The organism is Pseudomonas retamae, from assembly GCF_043496865.1.
Classification (GTDB): domain Bacteria; phylum Pseudomonadota; class Gammaproteobacteria; order Pseudomonadales; family Pseudomonadaceae; genus Aquipseudomonas; species Aquipseudomonas retamae.
In genome coordinates, this window is sequence record NZ_JBIEIL010000009.1 from 43,375 (window position 1) to 66,398 (window position 23,024).

Here is a 23,024-nt window from a genome sequence, read left to right on the forward strand (position 1 = left end):
ATGAATACCGCCGTCAACGTCAACGTAGTGCATGAATCCGAAGCCCAGCGCCAGCACGCTCGCGTAAAAATCCCGGCCAAGCTGCGTTTCTTTGGCCCGGACCGGACGCCTATCGAAGCTCGCGTGCTGGACCTGTCCGCGGGTGGCCTGGCGTTCAACGCCGGCCAACTGCCGCTGACCATCGGCGAGGTGTACAAGGCGCGTCTGCAATTTGTCATCGACAACCTTGGCCTGGCCATGGACGTTGAACTGCAGGTGCGTTCCTACGACCGTGCCACCGGCCGCGCCGGCTGCCAGTTCCAGAACCTCGAGCCGCAGGACATTTCCACCCTGCGCCACCTGATCACTTCGCACCTGGCCGGCGACATCGTCAGCATCGGCGAAGTGCTGGCGACCCTGCAGCGCGACAACTTCACCAAGGCGCGCAAGAACAAGAGCAACGACACCGGCATGACCGCGTTCGGCCGCCTGAAAGCCGTGACCTTCAGCGCTGGTATCTTCGCCGTCGGTCTGGTCGCCGCGGGCTTCATTTTCAAATCGGTGTACGGCATGTACTTCGTCAGCCACGCCCAGGCTGGTCTGGTCAGCGTGCCGGGAATGAACATCACCATGCCGCGTGACGGCACCGTGCAGAGCCTGGTCAAGTCCGACGGTGTTGCCGCCAAAGGCGCGCCGCTGGCGACCTTCAGCACCAGCATGCTCGACGTACTCAAGGGCCATCTGGCCGAAGACCAATTGGCGCCGGCCAAGGTTGAAGAACTGTTCGGCAAGCAGATGACCGGCACCCTGACCTCGCCATGCGACTGCACCGTGGCCCAGCAACTGGTCGCCGACGGTCAGTACGCGAGCAAGGGCGACGTGATCTTCCAGCTGGTGCCGCGCAACACCCAGGCCACCGTCGATGCGCGCTTCTCCTATCGCCAGTTCGGCGATGTGCGTCCGGGCACCTCGGTGAGCTTCCAGATCGCCGGCGAAGACAAGACCCGCACCGGCAAGATCGTCAGCAGCACCAGCCTGAAGAGCGCCGACCTGTCCTCCGACATCCGCGTGCAGATCCAGCCGGATGAACCGCTCGACAGCAGCTTCGCCGGCCGCCCGGTGGAAGTGAACAGCGACCGTGGCCCGAACCTGAACTGGCTGATCGACAAAGCCATGGCTGCCGGTCTTTAAGTCGAGGACATGCCTGTGACTACTCCACCCATCCTGAAAACACCGCGATCCCTGTGGGAGCTGGCCTGCCAGCGATTGGATCAGCGCGGTACAGCTGAAACACCGCGTCGCCTGAATCGCCAGCAGGCTGGCTACCACAAGGGATTGATGGTGTGCTCGCTGGCGCTGGCAGTCTCTCTGGCCGGTTGTGCTGGCTTGCCCGACCAGCGTCTGGCCAACGAAGCGCTCAAGCGTGGCGACACCGCCACTGCTGCGCAGAATTATCAGCAACTGGCTGACCTGGGTTACAGCGAGGCGCAAGTCGGCCTGGCCGATATCCAGGTCGACAGCCGCGACCCGGCGCAAATGAAACAGGCCGAAGCAACCTACCGCGCAGCGGCCAGCGTGTCGCCGCGTGCCCAGGCGCGTCTCGGTCGTCTGCTGGTGGCCAAACCGGGCTCGACCGAAGCCGAGCACCACGAAGCCGAAACCCTGCTGAAAAAAGCCGCCGCCAATGGCGAAGGCAATACGTTGATTCCGCTGGCGATGCTCTATCTGCAATACCCGCACAGCTTCCCCAACATCAACGCTCAGCAGCAGATCGATCAGTGGCGCAAGGCCGGTTACCCGGAAGCCGGTCTGGCCCAGGTGCTGCTGTATCGCACTCAGGGCACCTACGACCAGCACCTGGATGACGTGGAAAAAATCTGCAAGGCCGCGCTCAACACCACCGACATCTGCTACGTCGAACTGGCCACCGTTTACCAGAAGCGTGGCCAGCCAGAACAGCAGGCCGAGCTGATCAAGCAGATGCAGGCCGGTTACAGCCGTGGCACCGTCACCGCGCAGCGCGTTGATTCGGTCGCCCGCGTACTCGCCGATTCGACCCTGGGCAAGACTGACGAAAAAACCGCGCAGTCGCTGCTTGAGCCGATCGCGCCGGGCTACCCGGCAGCATGGGTCAGCCTCGCGCAGCTGCTCTACGACTTCCCCGAACTGGGCGACGTCGATCAGATGATGAAGTACCTCGACAACGGCCGCGCCGCCGACCAGCCGCGCGCCGAACTGTTGCTGGGCAAGGTCTACTACGAAGGCAAACTGGTTCCGGCCGACGCGAAAGTCGCCGAAGAACATTTCCAGAAAGCCGTCGGCCGTGAAGTCGCCGCCGATTACTACCTCGGCCAGATTTATCGCCGTGGCTATCTGGGCAAGGTCTATCCGCAGAAGGCTCTCGATCATCTGCTGACCGCTGCGCGCAACGGTCAGAACAGTGCCGATTTCGCCATCGCCCAACTGTTTTCCCAAGGCAAGGGCACCAAGCCCGACCCGCTCAACGCATACGTCTTCAGCCAGTTGGCCAAGGCGCAAAACACTCCGCAAGCCGCTGAGCTGGCAGCCACCCTCGAGGCGCAATTGCCGCCGGAGCGTCTGCCCGAAGCTCGCCGCCTGCTGCAACAAGAGCAAGCCAGCCGTGGCTCGCTGAACCCGAACACGCTGCAACTGCACGCCCTGCAAGAAGAAGACGGCGAGGAAAAACTATGAAGCTGAACCCATTCGTGAAGGCCGGCATTGGCCTCACTTTCGCGCTGATCTGGTCTTGCCCGACACTGGCCGCGATGACTGAAAGCAAGAACTTTGGCCTTGAAGTGAAACTCACCGGCCAGTCCGAAGACGACCGTGACCTCGGCACTGCCGGCGGCGGCGACGTCAACGGCATCGGCCTCGACCTGCGTCCGTGGATCTACGGCGAAAGTGGCGCGTGGAGCGCCTACGCCATGGGTCAGGCCGTGACCTCGACCGATATCATCGAGACTGACACCCTGCAGCAATCGGACGGCGAACAGACCACCGATAGCGGTGATCGCGAAACCAAGAAAAACTACCTCGCGATGCGCGAATTCTGGGTCGGCTACAGCGGCTTCACGCCCTACCCTGGCGAGATCCTCAAGTTCGGTCGCCAGCGCCTGCGCAATGACGACGGCCAATGGCGCGACACCAACATCGAAGCGCTGAACTGGACCTTCGACACCACCCTGCTGCGTGCCAACGCCGGTGTTGCCGAGCGCTTCAGCGAATACCGCACCGATTTGAAAGAGTTGGCACCGAAAGACAAGGATCGCCTGCACGCCTACGCCGACGCCGCATATCAGTGGACGCCGGGCCAGTGGGTCGGCATTCGCGGCCACCACACCCACGATGACGGCAAACTCGATTACGCCGAACCGGGCGTGCCGCGTGACTCGCTGGACAAGACCGAGAACGGCGACATCAGCTGGATCGGCCTGACTGCCGACAGCGACGCCTACAACTGGCGCAACACCAACACCGTCAACTACTGGGGCAGCATCACCGGCATGAGCGGCGACCGTGACACGGTCAACGCGCTGAACGCCGACGGCAGCCGTCCTGCACAAGCCAAGCGCAGCGATGACATCAGCGGCTGGGCCACTGACCTCGGCGTGCGTCTGCGCCTCGATCCGCACTGGCAAGTCGGCGGTGCCTATGCCCGCGCCAGCGCCGATTACGAACAGAACGGTCTGGAGAGCAACCGCTCCAACTTCACCGGTACCCGTTCGCGCGTACACCGTTTCGGCGAAGCCTTCCGCGGTGAAATGAACAACATGCAGACCGCGACCCTGTTCGGTTCGTGGATGGTCAACGACGAATACGACGCCAGCCTGATCTACCACAAGTTCTGGCGTGTCGACGGCAACAAGCCAGTGGGCAGCAACGGCATCAACGCGGTGGAAAACAACACCGACGACGTCACCGGCGCGATCCTTTCCAGCACCTCGCTGCCGCTTGAAGACGGCAACAAGGACCTGGGTCAGGAGATGGACCTGGTCGTCACCAAGTACTTCAAGCAAGGCCTGTTGCCGGCGGCGCTGAGCCAGTCGATCGACGAGCCTTCGGCGCTGGTGCGTTTCCGTGGCGGTGTGTTCAAGCCGGGCGATGCCTATGGCAGCCAGGTTGATTCGTACATGCACCGCGCATTCATTGACGTGATCTGGCGCTTCTGATGCAAACCGCCAAGGGAGTGCCCGACATGATCAGCACCAGAACAGGCTCACTCAGCCTGCTGGCCGGCGCGATGCTGCTGGCCAGCGCTGGCGCCTTTGCCAATGTGGAACCGGTCGCGCCCCAGGCGGGCAAGCCGGCCACCGTGGCCAAGGAACTGCAACAGGCCAAGACCTACACCGTCAGCAGCGCGCCAACCGACGCGCTGCAACTGGCCAAGCCGAAACTGCCTGACCTTTCCGGTTTCACCGCCGAAGCCGCTGCGGCGAAGATCGTGCGCAGCAAGCCGGGCAAGATCAGCGTGCGCCGGATGATGCAGGAAAACGCCCTGAAGGACTTCATCGGCGGCGATAACAAGATGGCCGAATGGGTGGTGCGTCAGCACGGCATCCCGCAGGCGATCTTCATCGACGACGGCTACATGAACCTCAAGGATCTGGCGAAGAAACTGCCCAAGCAATACTTCAGCGAGACCGCGCCGGGCGTGTACCTGGCGAAATTGCCGATTGTGGTCGGCGAGAAAGGCATCCTCGAAATCGACGGTCAGACCCAGGAACTGCGTCTGTCCCAGGAGGCCGGTTCGTTCCTGGTCAACGACGGCAAGCTGTTCGTCAGTGACACCAAAGTCACTGGCTGGCGCGAGAAGGACAACGGCCCGGCAACCTTCCGTTCGCCGAAGGAATTCCGTCCGTTCCTGCTCGCCTGGGGCGGCACCGAGACCTACATCGTCAACAGCAAGATGGCCAGCTTCGGCTACGCCAACAGTAAGTCGTACGGGGTGAGTATTTCCCAGTACACGCCGAACATGGCCAAGGTCCTCAAGCGCCCGGAGCCGACCGGCTGGATCGTCGGCTCCGAGTTCTCGGACATGTGGTACGGCTTCTACTGCTACGAAACCAGCGACTTTGTGGTCAAGGGCAACACCTACAAAGACAACATCGTCTACGGCATCGACCCGCACGACCGTTCGCACCGGCTGATCATTGCCGAGAACACCGTGTACGGCACGAAGAAGAAGCACGGGATCATTATTTCCCGTGAGGTCAACGACAGCTTCATCTTCAACAACAAGAGCTACGACAACAAGTTGTCGGGCCTGGTGATCGACCGTAACAGCATCAACAACATCATTGCCTACAACGAGATCTACAAGAACCACACCGACGGCATCACGCTCTATGAGTCTGCCGACAACCTGTTGTGGGGCAACAAGGTCATCAGCAACCGGCGTCACGGTATCCGTATCCGTAACAGCGTGAACATTCGCCTGTACGAAAACGTTGCCATGACCAACGGCCTGACCGGCATTTACGGGCACATCAAGGATCTGACCGACACCGACCGCGACATCAAGCTCGACCCGTTCGATGCCCAGGTCTCGTTGATCGTCGTCGGCGGCGAACTGGCAGCCAATGGCAGCGGCCCGCTGTCGATCGATTCGCCGTTGAGTGTCGAGCTGTATCGCGTATCGATGCTGGCGCCGACCAAATCCAGCGGCATCAGCTTCAGCGGCATCCTCGGCGAGCGCCAGGATGAAATTCTCGACTTGCTGGTGCGCCAGCAGAAAGCCGTGCTGATCGACCCTGTCGAACGCCAGACCGAAATGCGGGACTGAGGATAATTTTTATGCACCCACACATGATCAAACTGCTCAGCCTCTCGGCCCTGACCCTTGGCATTCTCGCCGCCGGCAACGCACGTGCCGACGCTGGCAGTGAAACTGCCGCGCCGCCGAAATTCACCGCTGAGCCATGCTGCAACCTGTGCCCGGCCGCCCATGACGCGAAGAACTACACCACGCGTTATCAGCAGAACTTCACCACGCTGGTGCAAGCCCAGGGCGACTGGTTGTTCCGCACCCAGGAAGACCTGCGTACCGAGTTCAACACCACGCCGGCCGGCTACAAGCGTCTGCAACAATTGCACGATGCGTTCAAGAGCAAAGGCGTCGAGCTGGTCATCGTTTACCAGCCGACCCGTGGCCTGGTGAACCGCAACAAGCTCAACCCGCAGGAAAAAGCCGCGTTCGATTACGAGAAAGCCCTGGGCAACTACAAGACCATGCTCGGCCGTTTTGCCAAAATGGGCTACGTGGTGCCGGACCTGTCGCCGCTGACCAACGAATCGCTGCCGGACACCCTGCCCGCCCACGATTTCTACTTCCGTGGCGACCAGCACTGGACGCCGTACGGTGCCCAGCGCACGGCGAAAATCGTCGCCGAGAAGGTCAAGCAGATCCCGGCTTTCGCCGACATTCCCAAGCGTGAGTTCGAGACCAAGAAGTCCGGACGCATGGGCAAGACCGGCACCCTGCACAACATGGCCGGGCAACTGTGCGGCACCAGCTACGCGATCCAGTACATGGACCAGTTCACCACCGAGCCGAAAGGCGAAGCGGGTGACGGCGACCTGTTCGGCGATTCCGGCAATCCGCAGATCACCCTGGTCGGCACCTCACACAGCGGCAAGAACTACAACTTCGCCGGTTTCCTCGAAGAAGCCATCGGCGCCGACATTCTCAACGTCGCCTTCCCGGGCGGCGGTTTTGAAGGTTCGATGCTGCAGTACCTGGGCAGCGAGGAATTCCAGAAGTCGCCACCGAAGATTCTTATCTGGGAATTCTCGCCGCTGTATCGCCTCGACCAGGAAACCATCTATCGCCAGATGATGGCCTTGCTCGATAACGGCTGCGAAGGCAAAGACGCACAGATGACCGGCAGCGCCACGCTGAAGCCGGGCAGCAAACAGGAACTGATGGTCAACAGCAAGAACCTGAACCTGCAGAACGCCAACCACCAGGTCGACATCCGCTTCGCCGACACCTCGGTGAAAACCCTGCAAGCCACCCTCTGGTACATGAACGGTCGCCACGAGGACATCAAGATCGAGAAACCGGAAACCTCCGACACCGACGGTCGTTTCGCCTTTGAGCTGCGCACGGACGAAGACTGGGCCTCGCAAAACCTGCTGGCCGTTGAAGTCCAGGGCCCTGAAGCCGCACCTGGCGCCGCGCCGCAAAAAGTCGAAGCGAAAATCTGCAAACGCAACGTATTCCCGGGCGTCGGTCAACAGACCGCGCAGCTTGGGCAATGAGGTCTGCTATGCGAAATCGAACGATCAAACACCTGCTCGCGCCTTCCCTGCTGACCCTGGCGATGTTCGCCGGGGCCACCCAGGCCGCCGCGCCACTGCGTCCGCCACAGGGCTACTTCGCCCCGGTGGATAAATTCAAGAGTGGCGACAAGAGCGACGGTTGCGATGCGATGCCGGCGCCGTACACCGGCCCGCTGCAATTTCGCAGCAAGTATGAAGGTTCGGACAAGGCCCGCGCGACGCTGAACGTGCAGTCGGAAAAAGCCTTTCGCGACACCACCAAAGATATCACCACGCTGGAGCGCGGCACCGCCAAGCGCGTCATGCAGTTCATGCGCGATGGTCGCCCGGAACAGCTCGAATGCACGCTGAACTGGCTGACCGCGTGGGCCAAGGCTGATGCATTGATGTCCAAAGACTTCAACCACACCGGCAAGTCGATGCGCAAATGGGCGCTGGGCAGCATGGCGTCTTCGTACATTCGCCTGAAGTTCTCCGACTCGCATCCGCTCGCGCAGCATCAGCAGGAAGCGCAGTTGATCGAGGCATGGTTCAGCAAAATGGCCGATCAGGTGGTCAGCGACTGGGACAACCTGCCGCTGGAAAAAACCAACAACCACTCGTACTGGGCCGCCTGGTCGGTGATGGCCACCGCCGTCGCGACCAACCGCCGCGACCTGTTCGACTGGGCCGTGAAGGAATACAAGGTCGGCGTCAATCAGGTCGATGCCGACGGCTATTTGCCTAATGAGCTCAAGCGTCAGCAACGCGCCCTCGCCTATCACAACTACGCCCTGCCACCGCTGGCGATGATCGCCAGTTTTGCTCAGGTCAACGGTGTCGATCTGCGTCAGGAAAACAACTCGGCGCTCAAGCGTCTCGGTGATCGAGTGTTGTCCGGGGTGAAAGATCCGGATGAGTTCGAAGAGAAGAACGGCAAAGAGCAGGACATGACCGACCTGAAAGAGGACATGAAATTCGCCTGGCTCGAACCGTTCTGCACGCTCTACACCTGCGCGCCGGATGTGATCGAGAAGAAACGCGACATGCAACCGTTCAAAACCTTCCGCCTCGGCGGCGACCTGACCAAGGTCTACGACCCGTCCCACGAAAAGGGCAACAAGGGTTCCTGAAAGGCGAAGAGCAAAAGCCCCTCACCCTAGCCCTCTCCCGGAGGGAGAGGGAACTGACCGGGGTAGCTGTGCGAACTGCGGCAAAAGAAATACCAAGTCGATCTCAGGCTTTGAAAAGAAGTGAGATCAGGCTGCAAGGCAATACCGAGTCGATCTCCTTTTCTGAAAAACATGGAGATCAGGCTCCCTCTCCCTCCGGGAGAGGGCGGGGGGTGAGGGGCGCGGTCTGAAGGCCAGCCCCGACCTCAAGCAAACACTGTGTCACCCCTCCACTACCAGGGGGGGTTTGGGGGGGCTTTTGCCCTTGACTGTTGGTTCAAACATGGAGAGATCGGGATGGTATTTTCATCCAACGTGTTCCTGTTTCTGTTCTTGCCGATCTTTCTCGGCTTGTACTACCTGAGCGGGCAACGCTATCGCAACCTGCTGCTGCTGATCGCCAGCTACGTGTTCTACGCCTGGTGGCGTGTGGACTTCCTCGCGCTGTTCGCAGCGGTCACGCTGTGGAACTACTGGATCGGCCTCAAGGTCGGTGCCGCTGGCGTCCGAACCAAACCGGCCCAGCGCTGGCTGCTGCTCGGTGTGGCCGTCGACCTGTGCATCCTTGGCTACTTCAAGTACGCCAACTTCGGTGTCGACAGCATCAACGCGATGATGACGTCGGTGGGGCTGGAGCCGTTCATCCTCACGCACGTGCTGCTGCCGATCGGTATTTCGTTCTACATCTTCGAATCGATCAGCTACATCATCGACGTGTACCGTGGCGACACCCCGGCGACGCGCAACCTGATCGACTTCGCGGCATTCGTGGCGATCTTCCCGCACCTGATTGCCGGTCCGGTGCTGCGCTTCCGTGATCTGGCCGACCAGTTCAACAACCGCACGCACACCCTCGACAAATTCTCCGAGGGCTGCACCCGGTTCATGCAGGGTTTCATCAAGAAAGTCTTTATCGCCGACACCCTCGCGGTCGTTGCAGACCACTGCTTCGCCCTGCAAAACCCGACCACCGGTGATGCCTGGCTCGGCGCGCTGGCGTACACCGCGCAGTTGTACTTCGACTTCTCCGGTTACAGCGACATGGCCATCGGTCTGGGCTTGATGATGGGTTTCCGCTTCATGGAAAACTTCAAGCAGCCGTACATCAGCCAGTCGATCACCGAGTTCTGGCGCCGCTGGCATATCAGCCTGTCGACCTGGCTGCGTGACTACCTGTACATCACCCTCGGCGGTAACCGTAAAGGCACGCTGATGACCTATCGCAACCTGTTTCTGACCATGCTGCTCGGTGGTCTGTGGCACGGCGCGAACATCACCTACATCGTCTGGGGCGCCTGGCACGGCATGTGGCTGGCGATCGAAAAAGCGCTGGGCCTGAACACCTCGCCGCGCAGCCTCAACCCGATCCGCTGGGCACTGACTTTCCTGCTGGTGGTGATGGGCTGGGTGATCTTCCGTGCCGAGAACCTGCACGTTGCCGGGCGCATGTACGGCGCAATGTTCAGCTTCGGTGACTGGTCGCTGTCGGAACTCAATCAGGCCAGCCTGACCGGTCTGCAAGTGGCAACCCTGGTGGTGGCTTACGTGACCCTGGCGTTCTTCGGACTGCGTGACCTGTACACCAATCAGCCGCCAGCCAAGACCAAACCAGCGGTCAATGTCGAGGCCGATGGCCCGGCTACAGCAACGCCTGGAATGATCAAGGCAGCGCCTGGCGAAAACCCGGCGAGCATCCATGAACCTGGCTACACCGTCGGCGTCGAAGCCCAGGTGCAACCGGCCTACTGGACCGCTGACTGGTCGCGCTACGTGATGCGCGGGCTGATCCTGCTGTTGTTCATTGCCTCGATTCTCAAACTCTCGGCGCAAAGCTTCTCGCCGTTCCTTTACTTCCAGTTCTGAGGGATCTGACATGACCCGCTCATTACGCATCTTCTACATCGCCCTGTTCCTGGTGACGCTGTTGGTCCTCGGTCTATGGTCGGTTCGCAGCTTCTTCGGCTTCAGCACCAACGCCGATGCGACGGTGCTCAACGGCCGCTGGACCAAGGCGGTGGAAACCCACTACGACGATGAATTTCCGATCAAGCGTCTGGGCACCAACCTCTGGGCCGCGCTGGATTTCAAACTGTTCAACGAAGGTCGTCCGGGCGTGGTGCTCGGTCGCGATCAGTGGCTGTACAGCGACGAGGAATTCAACCCGATCGTCAACGAAGAGCTGAACCTGCAAGGCAACTACGCGCTGGTCGAAGGCGTGCGCCAGACCCTGAAAGACAAAGGCGTGAAGCTGGTAATGGCGATCGTTCCGGCCAAGGCACGCCTGTATCCGGAACATCTGGATGAAGTGAAACCTTCGAGCATTCACGAAAACCTCTACCAGGATTTCCACGCTCGCGTTGCCGGCGACAAGATCCTCGCCCCTGACCTGCTCGGCCCGTTGCAACAGGCCAAGCAGAACGGCCAGCAAGTGTTCCTGCGCACCGACACCCACTGGACCCCGGAGGGTGCCGAAATCGCCGCCAACACCCTGGCCAAAACCATCGCCGAGAAATTCCCGCTCAGCGGCGAGCCGCAGCGCTTCGTCACCACGCCGGCGGAGACGGTCACACACAAGGGCGACCTGCGTCTGTTCCTGCCGCTTGATCCGCTGTTCGAAAACATGATGCCGGCGCCGGAGCCATTGCAGAAGCGCAACACCGTGGCCGCCGAGCAGCCTGCCGGTGACGACGCCCTGTTCGCCAACAGCGAAGTACCGGTCGCGCTGATCGGCACCAGCTACAGCGCCAACCCGAACTGGAACTTCGTCGGCGCGCTGAAGCAGGCACTGCACAGCGACGTGGTCAATTACGCCGAAGACGGCCATGGCCCGATTCTGCCGATGCTCAGCTACCTGAAAAGCGATGACTTCAAGAACAGCCCGCCACAGGTGCTGATCTGGGAGTTTCCTGAACGATATCTGCCTGTGAACAACGAAATCGGCGACGCCGACCCACAGTGGGTCGCAGAGCTCAAACAAGCCGGCGCCCGCCAACAAAACGTAGCCATCAACACTAAATCCGAGACGCCCGATCGGGCGCAAAACTGAAAGAGAGGTACACCATGACTTTCACTACTACTCCTCGTCGTCTCGCTAAAAGCTTCGCTCTGGTCGCTGGCCTCAGCGTGCTTTCCGTCCCTGCTTTCGCCGGTGGCGACGCCGCGCTGTACGGCCCGACCGCACCAAAAGGCTCGACCTTCGTGCGCGTCTACAACGCCAGCAACGCTGAAGTCAGCGCCACCGTCGGCAGCACCAACCTGAGCGACATTGCGCCACTGGCCAGCAGCGATTTCAGCTTCATGCCGGGCGGCGACTACAGCGCCAAGGTCGGCAGCCAGACCCTGCCGGTGAAACTCGCTGGTGACCACTACTACACCCTGGTCAACAACGCTTCCGGCGCGCCGCAACTGATCGAAGAGCCACCGTTCAAGAACAAGCAGAAATCCCTGGTGCGCGTGCAGAACCTCAGCGACAAGCCGCTGACCCTGAAGACCGCCGACGGCAAGACCGAAGTGGTGCCGAACGTGGCCGCCAAGGGCCGTGGTGAGCGTGAAATCAACCCGGTGAAAGTCAGCCTGGCGCTGTACGAAGGAGACAAGAAAGTCGGCGACGTCAAACCCGTCGCTCTGGAGCGCGGTGAAGCAGCAGTGCTGTATGTCACCGGTAACGGCAGCAACCTGTCGCCAGTCTGGGTGAAACGCCCAGTGTCGACTCGCTAATCGCTCGAGCTATCAGCTACTGGCTTCAAGCTGCAAGTGCAGTGCTTCTAACTCACCGCTTGCAGCTTGCAGCTCTCAACTGCATTTTATGGAGTAAACATTATGATTCCGGTGATCTTGTCAGGTGGTAGCGGTTCGCGTCTGTGGCCACTGTCGCGTAAGCAGTTCCCTAAACAGTTCCTCGCCCTGACTGGCGAACACACATTGTTCCAGCAAACCCTGGAACGTCTGGTGTTCGAAGGCATGGACACCCCGATCGTGGTCTGCAACAAGGAACACCGTTTCATCGTCAACGAGCAACTGGCTGCGCGCAATCTGGAATGCCAGCGCATCCTGATGGAACCGTTCGGCCGCAACACATCGCCGGCCGTGGCGCTGACCGCGATGATGCTGGTCAATGAAGGTCGTGACGAGTTGATGCTGGTGCTGCCGGCCGACCACGTCCTGGAAGACCAGAAAGCCCTGCAACGCGCCCTGGCCCTGGCCACTGTCGCTGCGGAAAATGGTGAAATGGTGCTGTTCGGCGTGCCGGCGACCAAACCGGAAACCGGTTACGGCTACATCAAGTCCACGGGCGATTCGCTGCTGCCCGAAGGTGTCAGCCGTGTTTCGCACTTCGTCGAAAAACCTGACGTCAAGCGCGCCACCGAATACGTCGAATCCGGCGGTTACTATTGGAACAGCGGCATGTTCCTGTTCCGCGCCAGCCGCTTCCTCGAAGAGCTGAAAAAGCACGATTCGGATATCTATGACACCTGCCTGCTGACCCTTGAGCGCAGCCAGCAGGACGCCGACACCATCACCTTCGACGAAGCCACGTTCGCCTGCTGCCCGGACAACTCCATCGACTACTCGGTGATGGAAAAAACCCAGCGCGCCTGCGTCGTGCCGCTGACTGCGGGCTGGAGCGATGTCGGTTGCTGGTCGTCGCTGTGGGAAGTCAACGAGAAAGACGCCAACGGCAACGTCAGCAAAGGCGACGTGGTGATCCAGGACAGCAAGAACTGCATGATCCACGGCAACGGCAAACTGGTCTCGGTGATCGGTCTGGAAAATATTGTGGTGGTCGAAACCAAAGACGCCATGATGATCGCTCACAAAGACAAGGTTCAGGGCGTCAAGCAGATGGTCAACACGCTCAACGAGCAGGGCCGCAGCGAAACCCAGAACCACTGCGAAGTCTATCGCCCGTGGGGCTCGTACGACTCGGTGGACATGGGCGGCCGCTTCCAGGTCAAGCACATCTCGGTCAAGCCGGGCGCGTGCCTGTCGCTGCAGATGCACCACCACCGCGCCGAACACTGGATCGTGGTCAGCGGCACTGCCGAAGTCACCTGCGACGAAAACGTGTTCCTGCTCACCGAAAACCAATCGACCTACATCCCGATCGCCTCGGTGCATCGCTTGCGTAACCCGGGCAAAATCCCGCTGGAAATCATCGAAGTCCAGTCGGGTTCGTACCTGGGTGAAGACGATATCGAACGCTTTGAAGATATCTATGGCCGCTCCACCCCGATCGAACGCGGCGTGTCGGTGAAAACCATCGCGCAGTGATCGCTCACTGAAACAAGAAGCCCTCGTCCAGCCCGTTGCGTCCCCTATCCGCAGCGGGTTAGGCGGGGGCTTTTTCATTCAGCCACCGACTGACTTTTGCCGCTTCAGAATCGGGCCGGCGCGCTGTCCCAGCGAGTGCGCTCGTCCCGCATACGGTTTGGGTGCTACCAAACCAATGAAGTCCTGCGTACGTTCCAGTGCAAGAACAGTGCTGGATGTCTGGAACGACAGTTCGGAAACCTTTTCGAAAAGCTCGGGATCCGCAACCCCAGAGGTCGCCAGTTCGGTGACGATGGCCTGCGTTCTGAAGGTGGCCATGTCGATGTTTACAGGAATATCTTCCCAGGTCTGGCTCAGCGCCTCGGCATTCAATCCTTGCGCAGCAAGAGCGAACTCCCTTCCCGTCTGAATCAGCCCCGGCGTCTGCGATCCAAGCTTGTCTTCGGCGACCGAGAGCAACTTTTCCTCAGCCTTGTTCCGAACGATTGCGGCCAGCCTCGATCGCCCCTCTGAAGTTCGCGGGTCGTGTGCGAACAATTCCAGTTTCGCTTGGGCAAGACTCAGCTGCTTTTTGGGCTCTACGCTTTCGACGAACGCCTTCGGATTCATCTCTCGCCCGGTGAAATTGATTGGCCGGTTCAATTGATAAGTGTCCACGACGGCGCTGATCGCTGCGTCCGCCAGCTTGCCGCCTGCGGCCGTCCCCAGCTTCGCTCCAAGCACACCTCCCGCCGGTCCGAATGTGCCACCCAATCCACCACCTGCCGCCCCGCCGATCGCTTCAGCTCCGGCCCGCACCACATGGCTGGCCAACTGCGTAACGACACGCCTGGCTAGCGCTTGAAAGCGGTGCCGTGGCTGGGTGTGGTTGAGCAACGAGTTTCTGACATCGGCGGCTACCGAACTCATCGAGCCGAGCAATTGCGATTGCTTCTGTGCGCTCTGTGTCAGCGCTGAAGTATCTTCCCTACCGCCGCCGTCACTGTCCAGATAGCGGATCGGCGAATTGCCGACCATCTGAAAAAGATTCGCCCCATCGACAAACCCTTTGGGATCCGGGTTGAGCCAGCGCTGCAACCACGGCATGTAATAGCGATAGCCATAGTAATAAAGCCCGGTCGCGTCACGCTCTTTGCCTGAATACCGCACTGTCTTGTAGCTGACGTCGGGCTCATCCGCCCACGCCGTCGCACCGAAGGGATAGAAATGCTCGCGGCTGATCAGTTGCCCATCAGCGTCCAGCTCAAGGCTGATCGAACCCAGATGATCGCTGAAACTGTATCGGAAAAGATCGTTGATACCGGTCGGTGGCGGGCTCTTCCAGTGCAGAACGCGAACGCTGTTGAGTCCGGCCTCTACGATGATGACTTGCAGCCTTTCCCCGGTGCCGGTGTCGGCACGCATTTCCAGGCCCGGCAGATAACGGACGTCGGCGAGCAGACTGCGTGCGCCGGCCAGGGATAATCTCGTTTTACGTACACGTTGACCGGTACCGTCGTAGAGATAGCTTTCACGATCATCAACCCTTGATTCGCGTTGCACGGCCACGACCGAGTCCAGCTGATTGCGCAGATTCCACTGCAACTGGCGCCCCTGGTCCAGCAACAGCAAATTGCCCCGCGCATCGAACGCTGCGCCAATCTCTGCCTCATCGGGCGGTACACCATTGCGCCAGGGCAGACAGCGATTGCTATAGCGCGCGGCTTGCAATTGATGTCCGGGACTCTGTGCGCCAACGTGGGTCAGCTCGAGCAAATTGCCGCCGGCGTCATAACGGTAACTTTGAGTGTAATTGGCGACCGCGGTCGGCCCGCCACCGGCGATGCCGGCTTCCCAACCACTGGCCTGGCGGAGTTGCGAAAGACTGTCGTAGCGGTAAAGGCTGACAGGCTCGATGCGCTGGTTGGCGAACCAGCGCACTGGCAATGCCTGATCCTCGATACGCGTTACATTGCCTACCGGGTCATAGTCATAAAGCAGGTGCTGCAACACATTGCCCAGTCGGTCCTGCGCATGACGCGAGCTCAACCGACCGTCTTCGGCACGGTAACCCAGCGTAGTCAGCACCCCGTTGCCCGCCAGTTCCTGTGTGACTTGCCCCTGTGCGTCGTAGCGTATATCGCTGACAACCGGGTAGCCCTCCGTCTGCAACCCGAGCTGCAGATCAACCGCGCGCAAACGACCATCGAGAGTCAACGCGAAGGTCTGCCGATGACCGCCGGCATCCACCTGCTCCAGCACAGCGTCGTGGGGTGCAAAGCGTCGTTGCGTAGACGCGCCCGCGCCGGCTTCCAACAATTTCTGCCGATCCGTGACGGCTTCCGGCCAGTCAGGGGCAACCGGTTCGAGGGTGAAACGCCGAGTGTTTGTGCTGCACTGTCCAGTGATTGAAAACTGCTCGAACAGCACGCTGCCGGCCGGATCGTCATGACGGATCAATTGTCCGAGCTGATTGTGCAGCGGGTCGCCAGCAACGGGCGAGCCATAGGCAAAACGTTCGGCACAGCGCCGCGGCACGCCAGCACCTTCTTCGAACACGGCGAGTGGTCGCAGCAGATCATCGTATTCAACCTCACGGCGGGTCATTCTGCTGTCCCAACCGAGCAGTTGCTCGCCTGCCAGTCCATGCAACTGGACGCTGCCCCCGGCATCGGTACTGACCGAGCGCAGCACGCTGTCGTTCAAGGCGCAGACGCTGACGACACTGGGCGGCGTATCGGGATCGTCCGCCTGCAGAGCCCACATTCTTGCGTCCCATTGTTTGACGGCGCGTCCGGCCGGGTCGCGCAGCGTCCGCTCGATCCGCTTCTCGCTGGGCAGCGCTGCATCGGCCCGCCAGTAATTGATCGTCAGGATTGCCAACCCCCGCGAATCGTTGACGGCAAGTGTTGGCGTTTTGCTGTGGATACCCATGATCTGTCAACGTCCGTGTGTGCCCTGGGCCAGTTAACAGGTGCAGGCCAGGCAGCACCACTGTCAGAAATTACAGTCCCGACCAACGGTGAGCTGGTAACCGACATGAATATCCATCGTGCAACGCCTTCGGTAGGATGGGCTCATTCATCCACGGAGCGTTCAAGCATGTTCATCGGCATTCTGCTGGTCATCACCTGGCTGATCCTGTTGCTGCGCTACCCGGCCAAGGCACTGCCGGTGTCCGTGGCGGCGGCGATTGGCCTGGGCGTGGTCGCGATGTGGGTGGTATGGCTGGACAACCGCGAGATCAAGCAACTGGCGCGGCTGGAATTGCGCATCGCCTACGCGCCTGACCATTGCCCGGCCGATCGCCCGCTGCAACTGAAAATGAATAACGGCAACGACGTACCGCTGACCGAACTGCGCTGGCGCATCGCGGCCTATGCCCCAGGCGACACGGTCAACCTGGCCGACAACCAGTACACTGCCCCGCGCTATCGCGGCCCCGGTGAATTGCAGGCCGGCGGCAACTGGGAAGACTGCCTGCCGCTGCCACCGCTGCGCCCCGGCTATCGCCCGCAGACCCTGGAGTTTCGCGCCGAGCATTTGCAAGGCAGTTTCTCCGATTGATCTCCCCCTCCACTCTTTGCACAAGGAATGCGCCATGCCCGTTGCGTTGATTACTGGTTGCTCCAGCGGCATCGGCCGCGCCCTCGCCGATGCCTTCAAAGCGGCGAGTTACCAGGTCTGGGCCACTGCGCGCAGGACTGAAGACGTGGCGACTTTAGCCAGCGCCGGCTTCACCGCCGTGCAACTCGACGTCAATGACGGCGCCGCGCTGGAGCAACTGGGCGAGCGCATCAACCGCGAGCACGGTGGCCTCGATGTGCTGATCAACAACGCCGGTTACGGCGCCATGGGTCCGTTGCTCGACGGCGGCGTAGCGGCCATGCAGCGGCAGTTCGAGACCAACGTGTTTTCGATTGTCGGCGTCACCCGCGCGCTGTTTCCGGTGCTGCGTCGGGCTAAGGGGCTGGTGGTGAATATCGGTAGTGTGTCCGGCGTACTGGTCACGCCGTTTGCCGGCGCCTATTGCGCGTCGAAAGCCGCAGTGCATGCGCTCAGCGATGCCTTGCGCATGGAATTGGCGCCGTTCGGCATTCGTGTGATGGAGGTCCAGCCCGGCGCGATCCAATCAAGCTTCGCCAAGAATGCCGGCCATGAAGCCGAGCAACTGATCAACGAGCAATCGCCGTGGTTCCCCCTGCGCGAAGGCATTCGCGCACGGGCCAAGGCCTCGCAGGACAAACCGACCCCGGCCGCAGAGTTTGCTGCGGTGCTGTTGAAGGCCGTGCAGCAGAGCAAGCCGCCGCGGTTGATCCGCATTGGTAATGGCAGCCGGGCGTTGCCGTTGCTCGCGACGTTATTGCCAAAAGGTTTGCTGGAGTCGGCGTTGATGAAGCGCTTCGGCCTGCGCAAGCCGTTGTAATCAGCGAAAAGCGACAGGCGGTAGCGGCACCTGTCAGAGTTGACAGTGGGCAACCACGCAAAATATTCATACGTTGATAGCCCTGACCAGATCGCTGGTCGAGGAGATGACCGCTTGGTCAACTCCGGTGACTGAAGACAGGGACCAACATGGAAAGCAGCGACGTTATCCACTACGAAACTTACCTTTTCGGCCATCGCGACGTAACCTGGGGCCCACGACGCAACGGCGTACTGACGCTAACGCAAATTTTCCGCGACGATCCAGCGACGACGCGCCCTTTAACGGGCTCGACGCTGCTGGCAGACGGTTCTCTGATCATCACCAGCTCATTCGAAGATTTTTCACGAACCATCTTTGTTGTTGCGAAGTTGGATCAGCGAGGCGAAGTGGACGCCACCTTTGGTGTGGACGGGCGCGTCACGGGCACGTTTCTGCCTGACGTCGATGCGTACGGAGGCCCAATCACCGAGGACAAAAAACATGGGCGCTTGCTCATGGCCGGTAGCACCTGGACGGCAACTCACGCGGATCCACTGCCCGCGATACTCTGTCTGGACCAAGCGGGAAAGAAAGTTCCTGACTTTGGCAACGATGGACAGTTGATCGTCGATTGCGCGTCTGAACAGCGCTACCCGGTCGACACTCCGACATGGGTGTGTTCGCTGAGCGATGGCAGCTTTTTCGTCGGCGTCAATTATGTCAGGGGTCCCTCGAGAGTCCGGACGGCGACCTTGCTCAAATTCAACGAATTCGGCAAGCCCGCAGGAAACTTTGGCAAGAACGGGCGGAGTGAAATCCGGCTAGAGGACGACTCCACCGCCACCTCGCTAAGCGACGGCTGCATTCTCGATGATGGCCGTATTCTCATCGCCGGCTATGCGCAAGTCGATGGAGGGACAAAAAAAGCCCTTCTGGCGATGCTGAATGCCGACGGGTCAGTTCATGAGCGGTTTGGTGATCGCCAGACACCTGGCGTCGTGCTGGTCGCGCCAGAACCGGTCGATGCGGCTTTCAACGCGGTCAGACAAAGAACAACAAATACGTTCATGGCCGCCGGCTACAGCGACGAAAACACCGAATTTCTGAGGTGCGGGCTGCTGATGGGCTTCGATGCGTCAGGCAGCGCCGATACTGGATTCAACGCGGGTCGCCTGCTGATATCCAACCGCGACGAGGGCCGTATACCGGTGAACTGGGAGGATCTGGTATTCGTCGACGGGCATATTTTAGCCGCGGGCGGAAATCTCGAAGGAAGTTACATCGGCTGTATAAACATGGCAGGAGATTTTGAGGGCGACTTCGTCCCCACTGGCAGCGGTTTCCTTGATGAAACACCCATAGCGCTTGCTGCTCCATCGCTTCATTACAACGCCAGAAACCGGCAACTTGTCTGTGGGGTGAACCTGAACCCGCGGAGCGATCTCGGCGGACTGTATCGTTATCAGATTCACTATTGATCATGGCCTCGAGACCGCGTAGCTCCCATCGCCAGCAAGCTGGCTTCCTCAGGGACCTGCGGTGTGACGCATATCCAATGTGGGAGCGAGCCTGCTCGCGGAGGGTACGACCCGGTCTGTCAGAGGTCCGCGGTGGCTTGCTTAACCACCACCGTGCAGGTAATCCCCGCCGCCAGCAATACCCCATCCGGCACTGCATCAATGTGAATCCGCACCGGCACGCGTTGCGCCAGGCGCACCCAGTTGAAGGTCGGGTTCACATCGGCGATCAGTTCGCGGCTTTCCGGGTTGTCACGGTCGTAGATGCCGCGTGAAATGCTCTCCACATGGCCCTTGAGCACTTCACCACTCATCAACTGCATCTCGGCCTCGTCGCCGACTTTTACGTGCGGCAGTTTGGTCTCCTCGAAAAAGCCGTAGACCCAGAACGAGTTCATGTCGACCACGGCCATTTTCGCCTCGCCGATGCGCGCGTAGTCGCCGCGATGCACGTTGAGGTTGGTCACGTAACCGTCAACCGCCGCGCGCACCTCGGTGCGTTTGAGGTTGAGTTCGGCAGCTTCCAGTTGCGCTTGCGCGTGTTGGTAATCGGCGAGTGCAGCGTCGGCGATGTTGCTGGCGTCGTCGCGGTTTTCTTTCGAGATCACCAGGTTGTCGAGGTCAGCCCGTCGATGGGCGTTGACCTTGCGCATCTCCCACGTCGACTTGCGCGCAGCGAGCAGCGATTGCGCCTGTTTCACCGCGATGCGGTAATGCTCGGGGTCGATGCGCATCAGCAGATCGCCTTTCTTCACCAACTGATTGTCACGCACCGGCACCTCGACCACTTCGCCGGTGACGTCGGCGGCGACGTTGATGATGTCGGCGCGGACGCGGCCATCGCGGGTCCACGGCGTGTTCATGTAGTGCTGCCACAACGTGCGGCCGATCCACAGCGCCAGGGCCAGCACCAGCAGGGTTGCGAGCAGGCTGAAAAACTTTTTCATCAGAGCCTTCTTCTAGAAAGAATCAACGGTAAATAGTCAGCGCCATCGCGCCGAACAGACAGGTAAACAGGCTCAGACGCAGCAGCGCCGGGTGCCAGAAAAAGCGGTACAGATCGAACCCGGAAAGGAAGCGGTCGAGCGCCCAGGCCAGCGCCGCAGCGATGAAAAACATCAGGGTCATGGTCGGCATGTACACGCCGTGGAAAGCAATTTCACGAGGCACGGGCAAGTCCTTCGGGGCGGGCGATGGCGTATTCGGCGAGCGGTGATTGCGGGTCGAGCAGCGTGGTGCGGATGAAGTGCAGATAGCTCTTTACCCGGCGTAACGCCGAGGTATCGAAGTGCGGCGCGAACGGCTCGTCGGTGGCCGCAACGCGACTGATCGCATGGTCGACGGCGACCAGCGCCCGTTCCAGATTGCTCGAGTTGGGTTGCAGAAACAGCCGCACCAGCGCCCGGCCCATCACGCGGATCGCCTGACGCCATGGCTGCGATTCGGCATAGGCCGGATGCACCGGCAGAATCGCCTGCTCTTTGCGCAACTCGATGATCGCGTGACCGACTTCCAGCACCACGAACATCCAGCGGAGCAGGTTCTTCTGCACCTTCGGCTGCCCGGCAGCGAGGCCGTAGGCCTGATGCAGCAGATCGCGGGTGCGGCTTTCGAAACTCGACGCCAGGCCTTTGAGTTTGCCGCTGATCGCATAGACCACTTGCCCGCGCAGATCCTGCTCCAGCCGCTGCCATAACCAGCGGCTGTTCGGCGGCAGAATGATTGCCCCGGCAGCGGCGCAGACGAGCATGCCCATGACCATGGCGATGTAGTCGTTGATGAAGGTGTAGGGGTTGTAGATCGTCAGGTTGTCCGGCACTGATCCGGTGCTGAAAAAGATCAACAAACCGAGGCCGACCCCAGCGTATTGCGGCCGTGACGTAAGGAACGACCCGAGCACGATCACCGGGGCGAGCATCACGCACAGCAGTGGGAAACCGTCGATCAGCGGAAACAGGAAAAACATCTCGACGAAGCCGATCAATGCACCGAGAAATGTCCCGCAGGCCATCTGGAACGCCATGCGTTTGGGGTTCGGCGTGGCAGCGGACAGGCCCACGGTGGCGGCGGCAATCAGGGTCATCGTCGCGCCGCTCGGCCACGCCGTGGCGACCCAATAACTGCCCAGCAACAGCAGAATGAACGAGGCGCGAATCCCGGAGGCGGCGGCCGCCCACCAGTTGGTCTGTGGCGTGAACGGTTCGTCCCAACGCTCGCGTTCGTGGCGATGCTCGGCGAGGGAGGCGTGGGTCTGGGCGTAGCCGTGCAGGTCGTCGACGAAGCGATAAAGCAATTCGTAAGCGGTGTGGAAATCCAGTTGCTCGGCCTCGCTCGGCGCGGTCTCCTGAAACAGCCCGCGCAGGGTGCGCACGCGTGCCGGCAAACCATCCTTGTAGATCGCCAGCGCTGTCGCCAGACGTGCAGCATCAGGACTGGTCAGGGCGCGGCCGCTGAAACCGTCGAGGACTTCGGCAAGGTCCTGCAGACCCGGTTTGATCGCCGCGACAACGTGTTCCTCGCCATTGCCGCGCAGCCGTTCAAGCAACTGATGCAAGGCGTTGAAGCGCGTGGTGATCCCCATGAATTCGCTGTTCAAACGGCTCAGCCGACCATTGCGCCGACGCATGTGCGGGTCTTCGAATACGGTCACGCTGCGCAACCCTTCCAGACCCACAGCTTCGGCGATAAAGCGCACATTGCTGGCCTCGAACGCCTCGGCTTTGCTGCGCCCGCGCAAGCCATCGGTGACGAACAGCGCGAACACGCCGAAGCGCTGATACAAGGCGTTGCGCATGGCGGCGCTGGCGGTCTGCGGCAGGATCGCCGCGCTGATCAGGGTGGCACAGAGAATCCCCAGGGAGATCTCCAGCACACGCCACACCGCCGCCATGAACGCGCCGTCCGGGTGCGCAAGCGCCGGCAAACCGACCATCGCCGCGGTGTAACCGGCAAGCACGAAGCCGTAGGCGCGAAAGTTACGGCAACGCGCCGCGCCGGCCGAGCAGATGCCGACCCAGATCGCCAGCGAGCCGAGGAACAATTCGGTGTTCTGCGCAAATAAAGCGATCAGCGTGACCATCATTGCCGACCCGGCCAGTGTGCCGAGAAAGCGATAAAAACTCTTGGCGAACACCTGACCACTCTGCGGCTGCATGACGATGAACACGGTGATCATCGCCGTACGCGGTTGCGGCAATTCCAGGCGCATCGCCAGCCACAAGGTCAGGAAAGCGGCGATCAACACCTTGAAAATGTAGACCCAGGTCACGCCGTCGCTGCGCGCCCAGTCAAAGAAACCGCGGCGCCATTCCAGGGAGTAAAGCCAGCGTATGGGTGCGGGCAAGGGAGTCATTCAGATGTGCTCAATGAGATTCGGTCTGGTCGTAGAACCTGTGGGAGCGAGCCTGCTCGCGAATG

The 23,024-nt window shown here is 60.7% G+C and carries 17 protein-coding genes; 13 read left to right on the forward strand and 4 right to left on the reverse strand.

What is annotated here, in order from left to right:
* The 10 genes from ACGSLL_RS18230 to ACGSLL_RS18275 all read left to right on the forward strand — a co-directional run bounded on the left by ACGSLL_RS18230 (position 1) and on the right by ACGSLL_RS18275 (position 13,703).
* Positions 1 to 1,170: a PilZ domain-containing protein gene (locus tag ACGSLL_RS18230; protein ID WP_394507415.1), complete on the forward strand. Its 1,170-nt coding sequence runs from the start codon at positions 1 to 3 to the stop codon at positions 1,168 to 1,170.
* Between the two features lie 9 nt (positions 1,171 to 1,179).
* Positions 1,180 to 2,691, forward strand: a complete 1,512-nt coding sequence (algK, locus tag ACGSLL_RS18235; protein WP_394507416.1) for an alginate biosynthesis TPR repeat lipoprotein AlgK — start codon at positions 1,180 to 1,182, stop codon at positions 2,689 to 2,691.
* Entirely contained in the window at positions 2,688 to 4,169 is a 1,482-nt protein-coding gene (locus ACGSLL_RS18240; protein ID WP_394507417.1) for an alginate export family protein, read from the forward strand. The genes algK and ACGSLL_RS18240 overlap by 4 nt, the downstream gene beginning before the upstream one ends.
* Positions 4,170 to 4,195: 26 nt before the next feature.
* The gene (algG, locus tag ACGSLL_RS18245) at positions 4,196 to 5,782 is read left to right on the forward strand and encodes a mannuronan 5-epimerase AlgG (protein WP_394507418.1); all 1,587 of its coding nucleotides are present in this window, start codon (positions 4,196 to 4,198) and stop codon (positions 5,780 to 5,782) included.
* A gap of 11 nt (positions 5,783 to 5,793) precedes the next feature.
* Positions 5,794 to 7,260 (forward strand): alginate O-acetyltransferase, encoded by a 1,467-nt coding sequence (locus tag ACGSLL_RS18250; RefSeq protein WP_258450447.1) that lies wholly within the window; start codon positions 5,794 to 5,796, stop codon positions 7,258 to 7,260.
* 8 nt (positions 7,261 to 7,268) lie between these two features.
* Positions 7,269 to 8,393, forward strand: coding sequence for a mannuronate-specific alginate lyase (locus ACGSLL_RS18255; RefSeq protein WP_093104574.1), 1,125 nt, complete (start codon positions 7,269 to 7,271; stop codon positions 8,391 to 8,393).
* A 336-nt stretch (positions 8,394 to 8,729) separates the two neighbouring features.
* Entirely contained in the window at positions 8,730 to 10,295 is a 1,566-nt protein-coding gene (locus ACGSLL_RS18260; RefSeq protein WP_101159309.1) for an MBOAT family O-acyltransferase, read from the forward strand.
* 10 nt (positions 10,296 to 10,305) lie between these two features.
* Positions 10,306 to 11,478, forward strand: a complete 1,173-nt coding sequence (locus ACGSLL_RS18265) for an alginate O-acetyltransferase (RefSeq protein ID WP_394507419.1) — start codon at positions 10,306 to 10,308, stop codon at positions 11,476 to 11,478.
* A 14-nt stretch (positions 11,479 to 11,492) separates the two neighbouring features.
* On the forward strand, positions 11,493 to 12,149 hold the full coding sequence (locus ACGSLL_RS18270) for an alginate O-acetyltransferase AlgF (protein WP_016771605.1): 657 nt from the start codon (positions 11,493 to 11,495) through the stop codon (positions 12,147 to 12,149).
* Between the two features lie 102 nt (positions 12,150 to 12,251).
* Positions 12,252 to 13,703: a mannose-1-phosphate guanylyltransferase/mannose-6-phosphate isomerase gene (locus tag ACGSLL_RS18275; RefSeq protein WP_394507420.1), complete on the forward strand. Its 1,452-nt coding sequence runs from the start codon at positions 12,252 to 12,254 to the stop codon at positions 13,701 to 13,703.
* 78 nt (positions 13,704 to 13,781) lie between these two features.
* Here ACGSLL_RS18275 and ACGSLL_RS18280 read toward each other — a convergent pair whose 3' ends face one another.
* Entirely contained in the window at positions 13,782 to 16,616 is a 2,835-nt protein-coding gene (locus ACGSLL_RS18280) for an RHS repeat domain-containing protein (protein WP_394507421.1), read from the reverse strand.
* Between the two features lie 168 nt (positions 16,617 to 16,784).
* Here ACGSLL_RS18280 and ACGSLL_RS18285 point away from each other — a divergent pair, with 168 nt between their 5' ends.
* From ACGSLL_RS18285 to ACGSLL_RS18295, 3 genes are all read left to right on the forward strand, one after another.
* Positions 16,785 to 17,249, forward strand: coding sequence for a multidrug transporter (locus ACGSLL_RS18285; RefSeq protein ID WP_394507422.1), 465 nt, complete (start codon positions 16,785 to 16,787; stop codon positions 17,247 to 17,249).
* 34 nt (positions 17,250 to 17,283) lie between these two features.
* Entirely contained in the window at positions 17,284 to 18,108 is an 825-nt protein-coding gene (locus ACGSLL_RS18290) for an SDR family oxidoreductase (RefSeq protein ID WP_394507423.1), read from the forward strand.
* Positions 18,109 to 18,257: 149 nt separating this feature from the next.
* Positions 18,258 to 19,568 carry an NHL repeat-containing protein gene (locus ACGSLL_RS18295; protein WP_394507424.1) on the forward strand — a complete coding sequence of 437 codons (1,311 nt, stop codon included), beginning with the start codon at positions 18,258 to 18,260 and terminating at the stop codon, positions 19,566 to 19,568.
* A gap of 119 nt (positions 19,569 to 19,687) precedes the next feature.
* Here the strand turns inward: ACGSLL_RS18295 and ACGSLL_RS18300 are convergent, their stop codons facing one another.
* From ACGSLL_RS18300 to ACGSLL_RS18310, 3 genes are read right to left on the reverse strand one after another with little or no spacing between them, the layout of a single operon-like run.
* A complete protein-coding gene (locus ACGSLL_RS18300) occupies positions 19,688 to 20,554 on the reverse strand; it encodes an efflux RND transporter periplasmic adaptor subunit (RefSeq protein WP_394507425.1) in 867 nt (288 codons plus the stop codon).
* 22 nt (positions 20,555 to 20,576) lie between these two features.
* A complete protein-coding gene (locus ACGSLL_RS18305; RefSeq protein WP_394507426.1) occupies positions 20,577 to 20,777 on the reverse strand; it encodes a DUF1656 domain-containing protein in 201 nt (66 codons plus the stop codon).
* Positions 20,767 to 22,959 carry an FUSC family protein gene (locus tag ACGSLL_RS18310; protein WP_394507427.1) on the reverse strand — a complete coding sequence of 731 codons (2,193 nt, stop codon included), beginning with the start codon at positions 22,957 to 22,959 and terminating at the stop codon, positions 20,767 to 20,769. The genes ACGSLL_RS18305 and ACGSLL_RS18310 overlap by 11 nt, the downstream gene beginning before the upstream one ends.
* Positions 22,960 to 23,024: the final 65 nt, after the last annotated feature.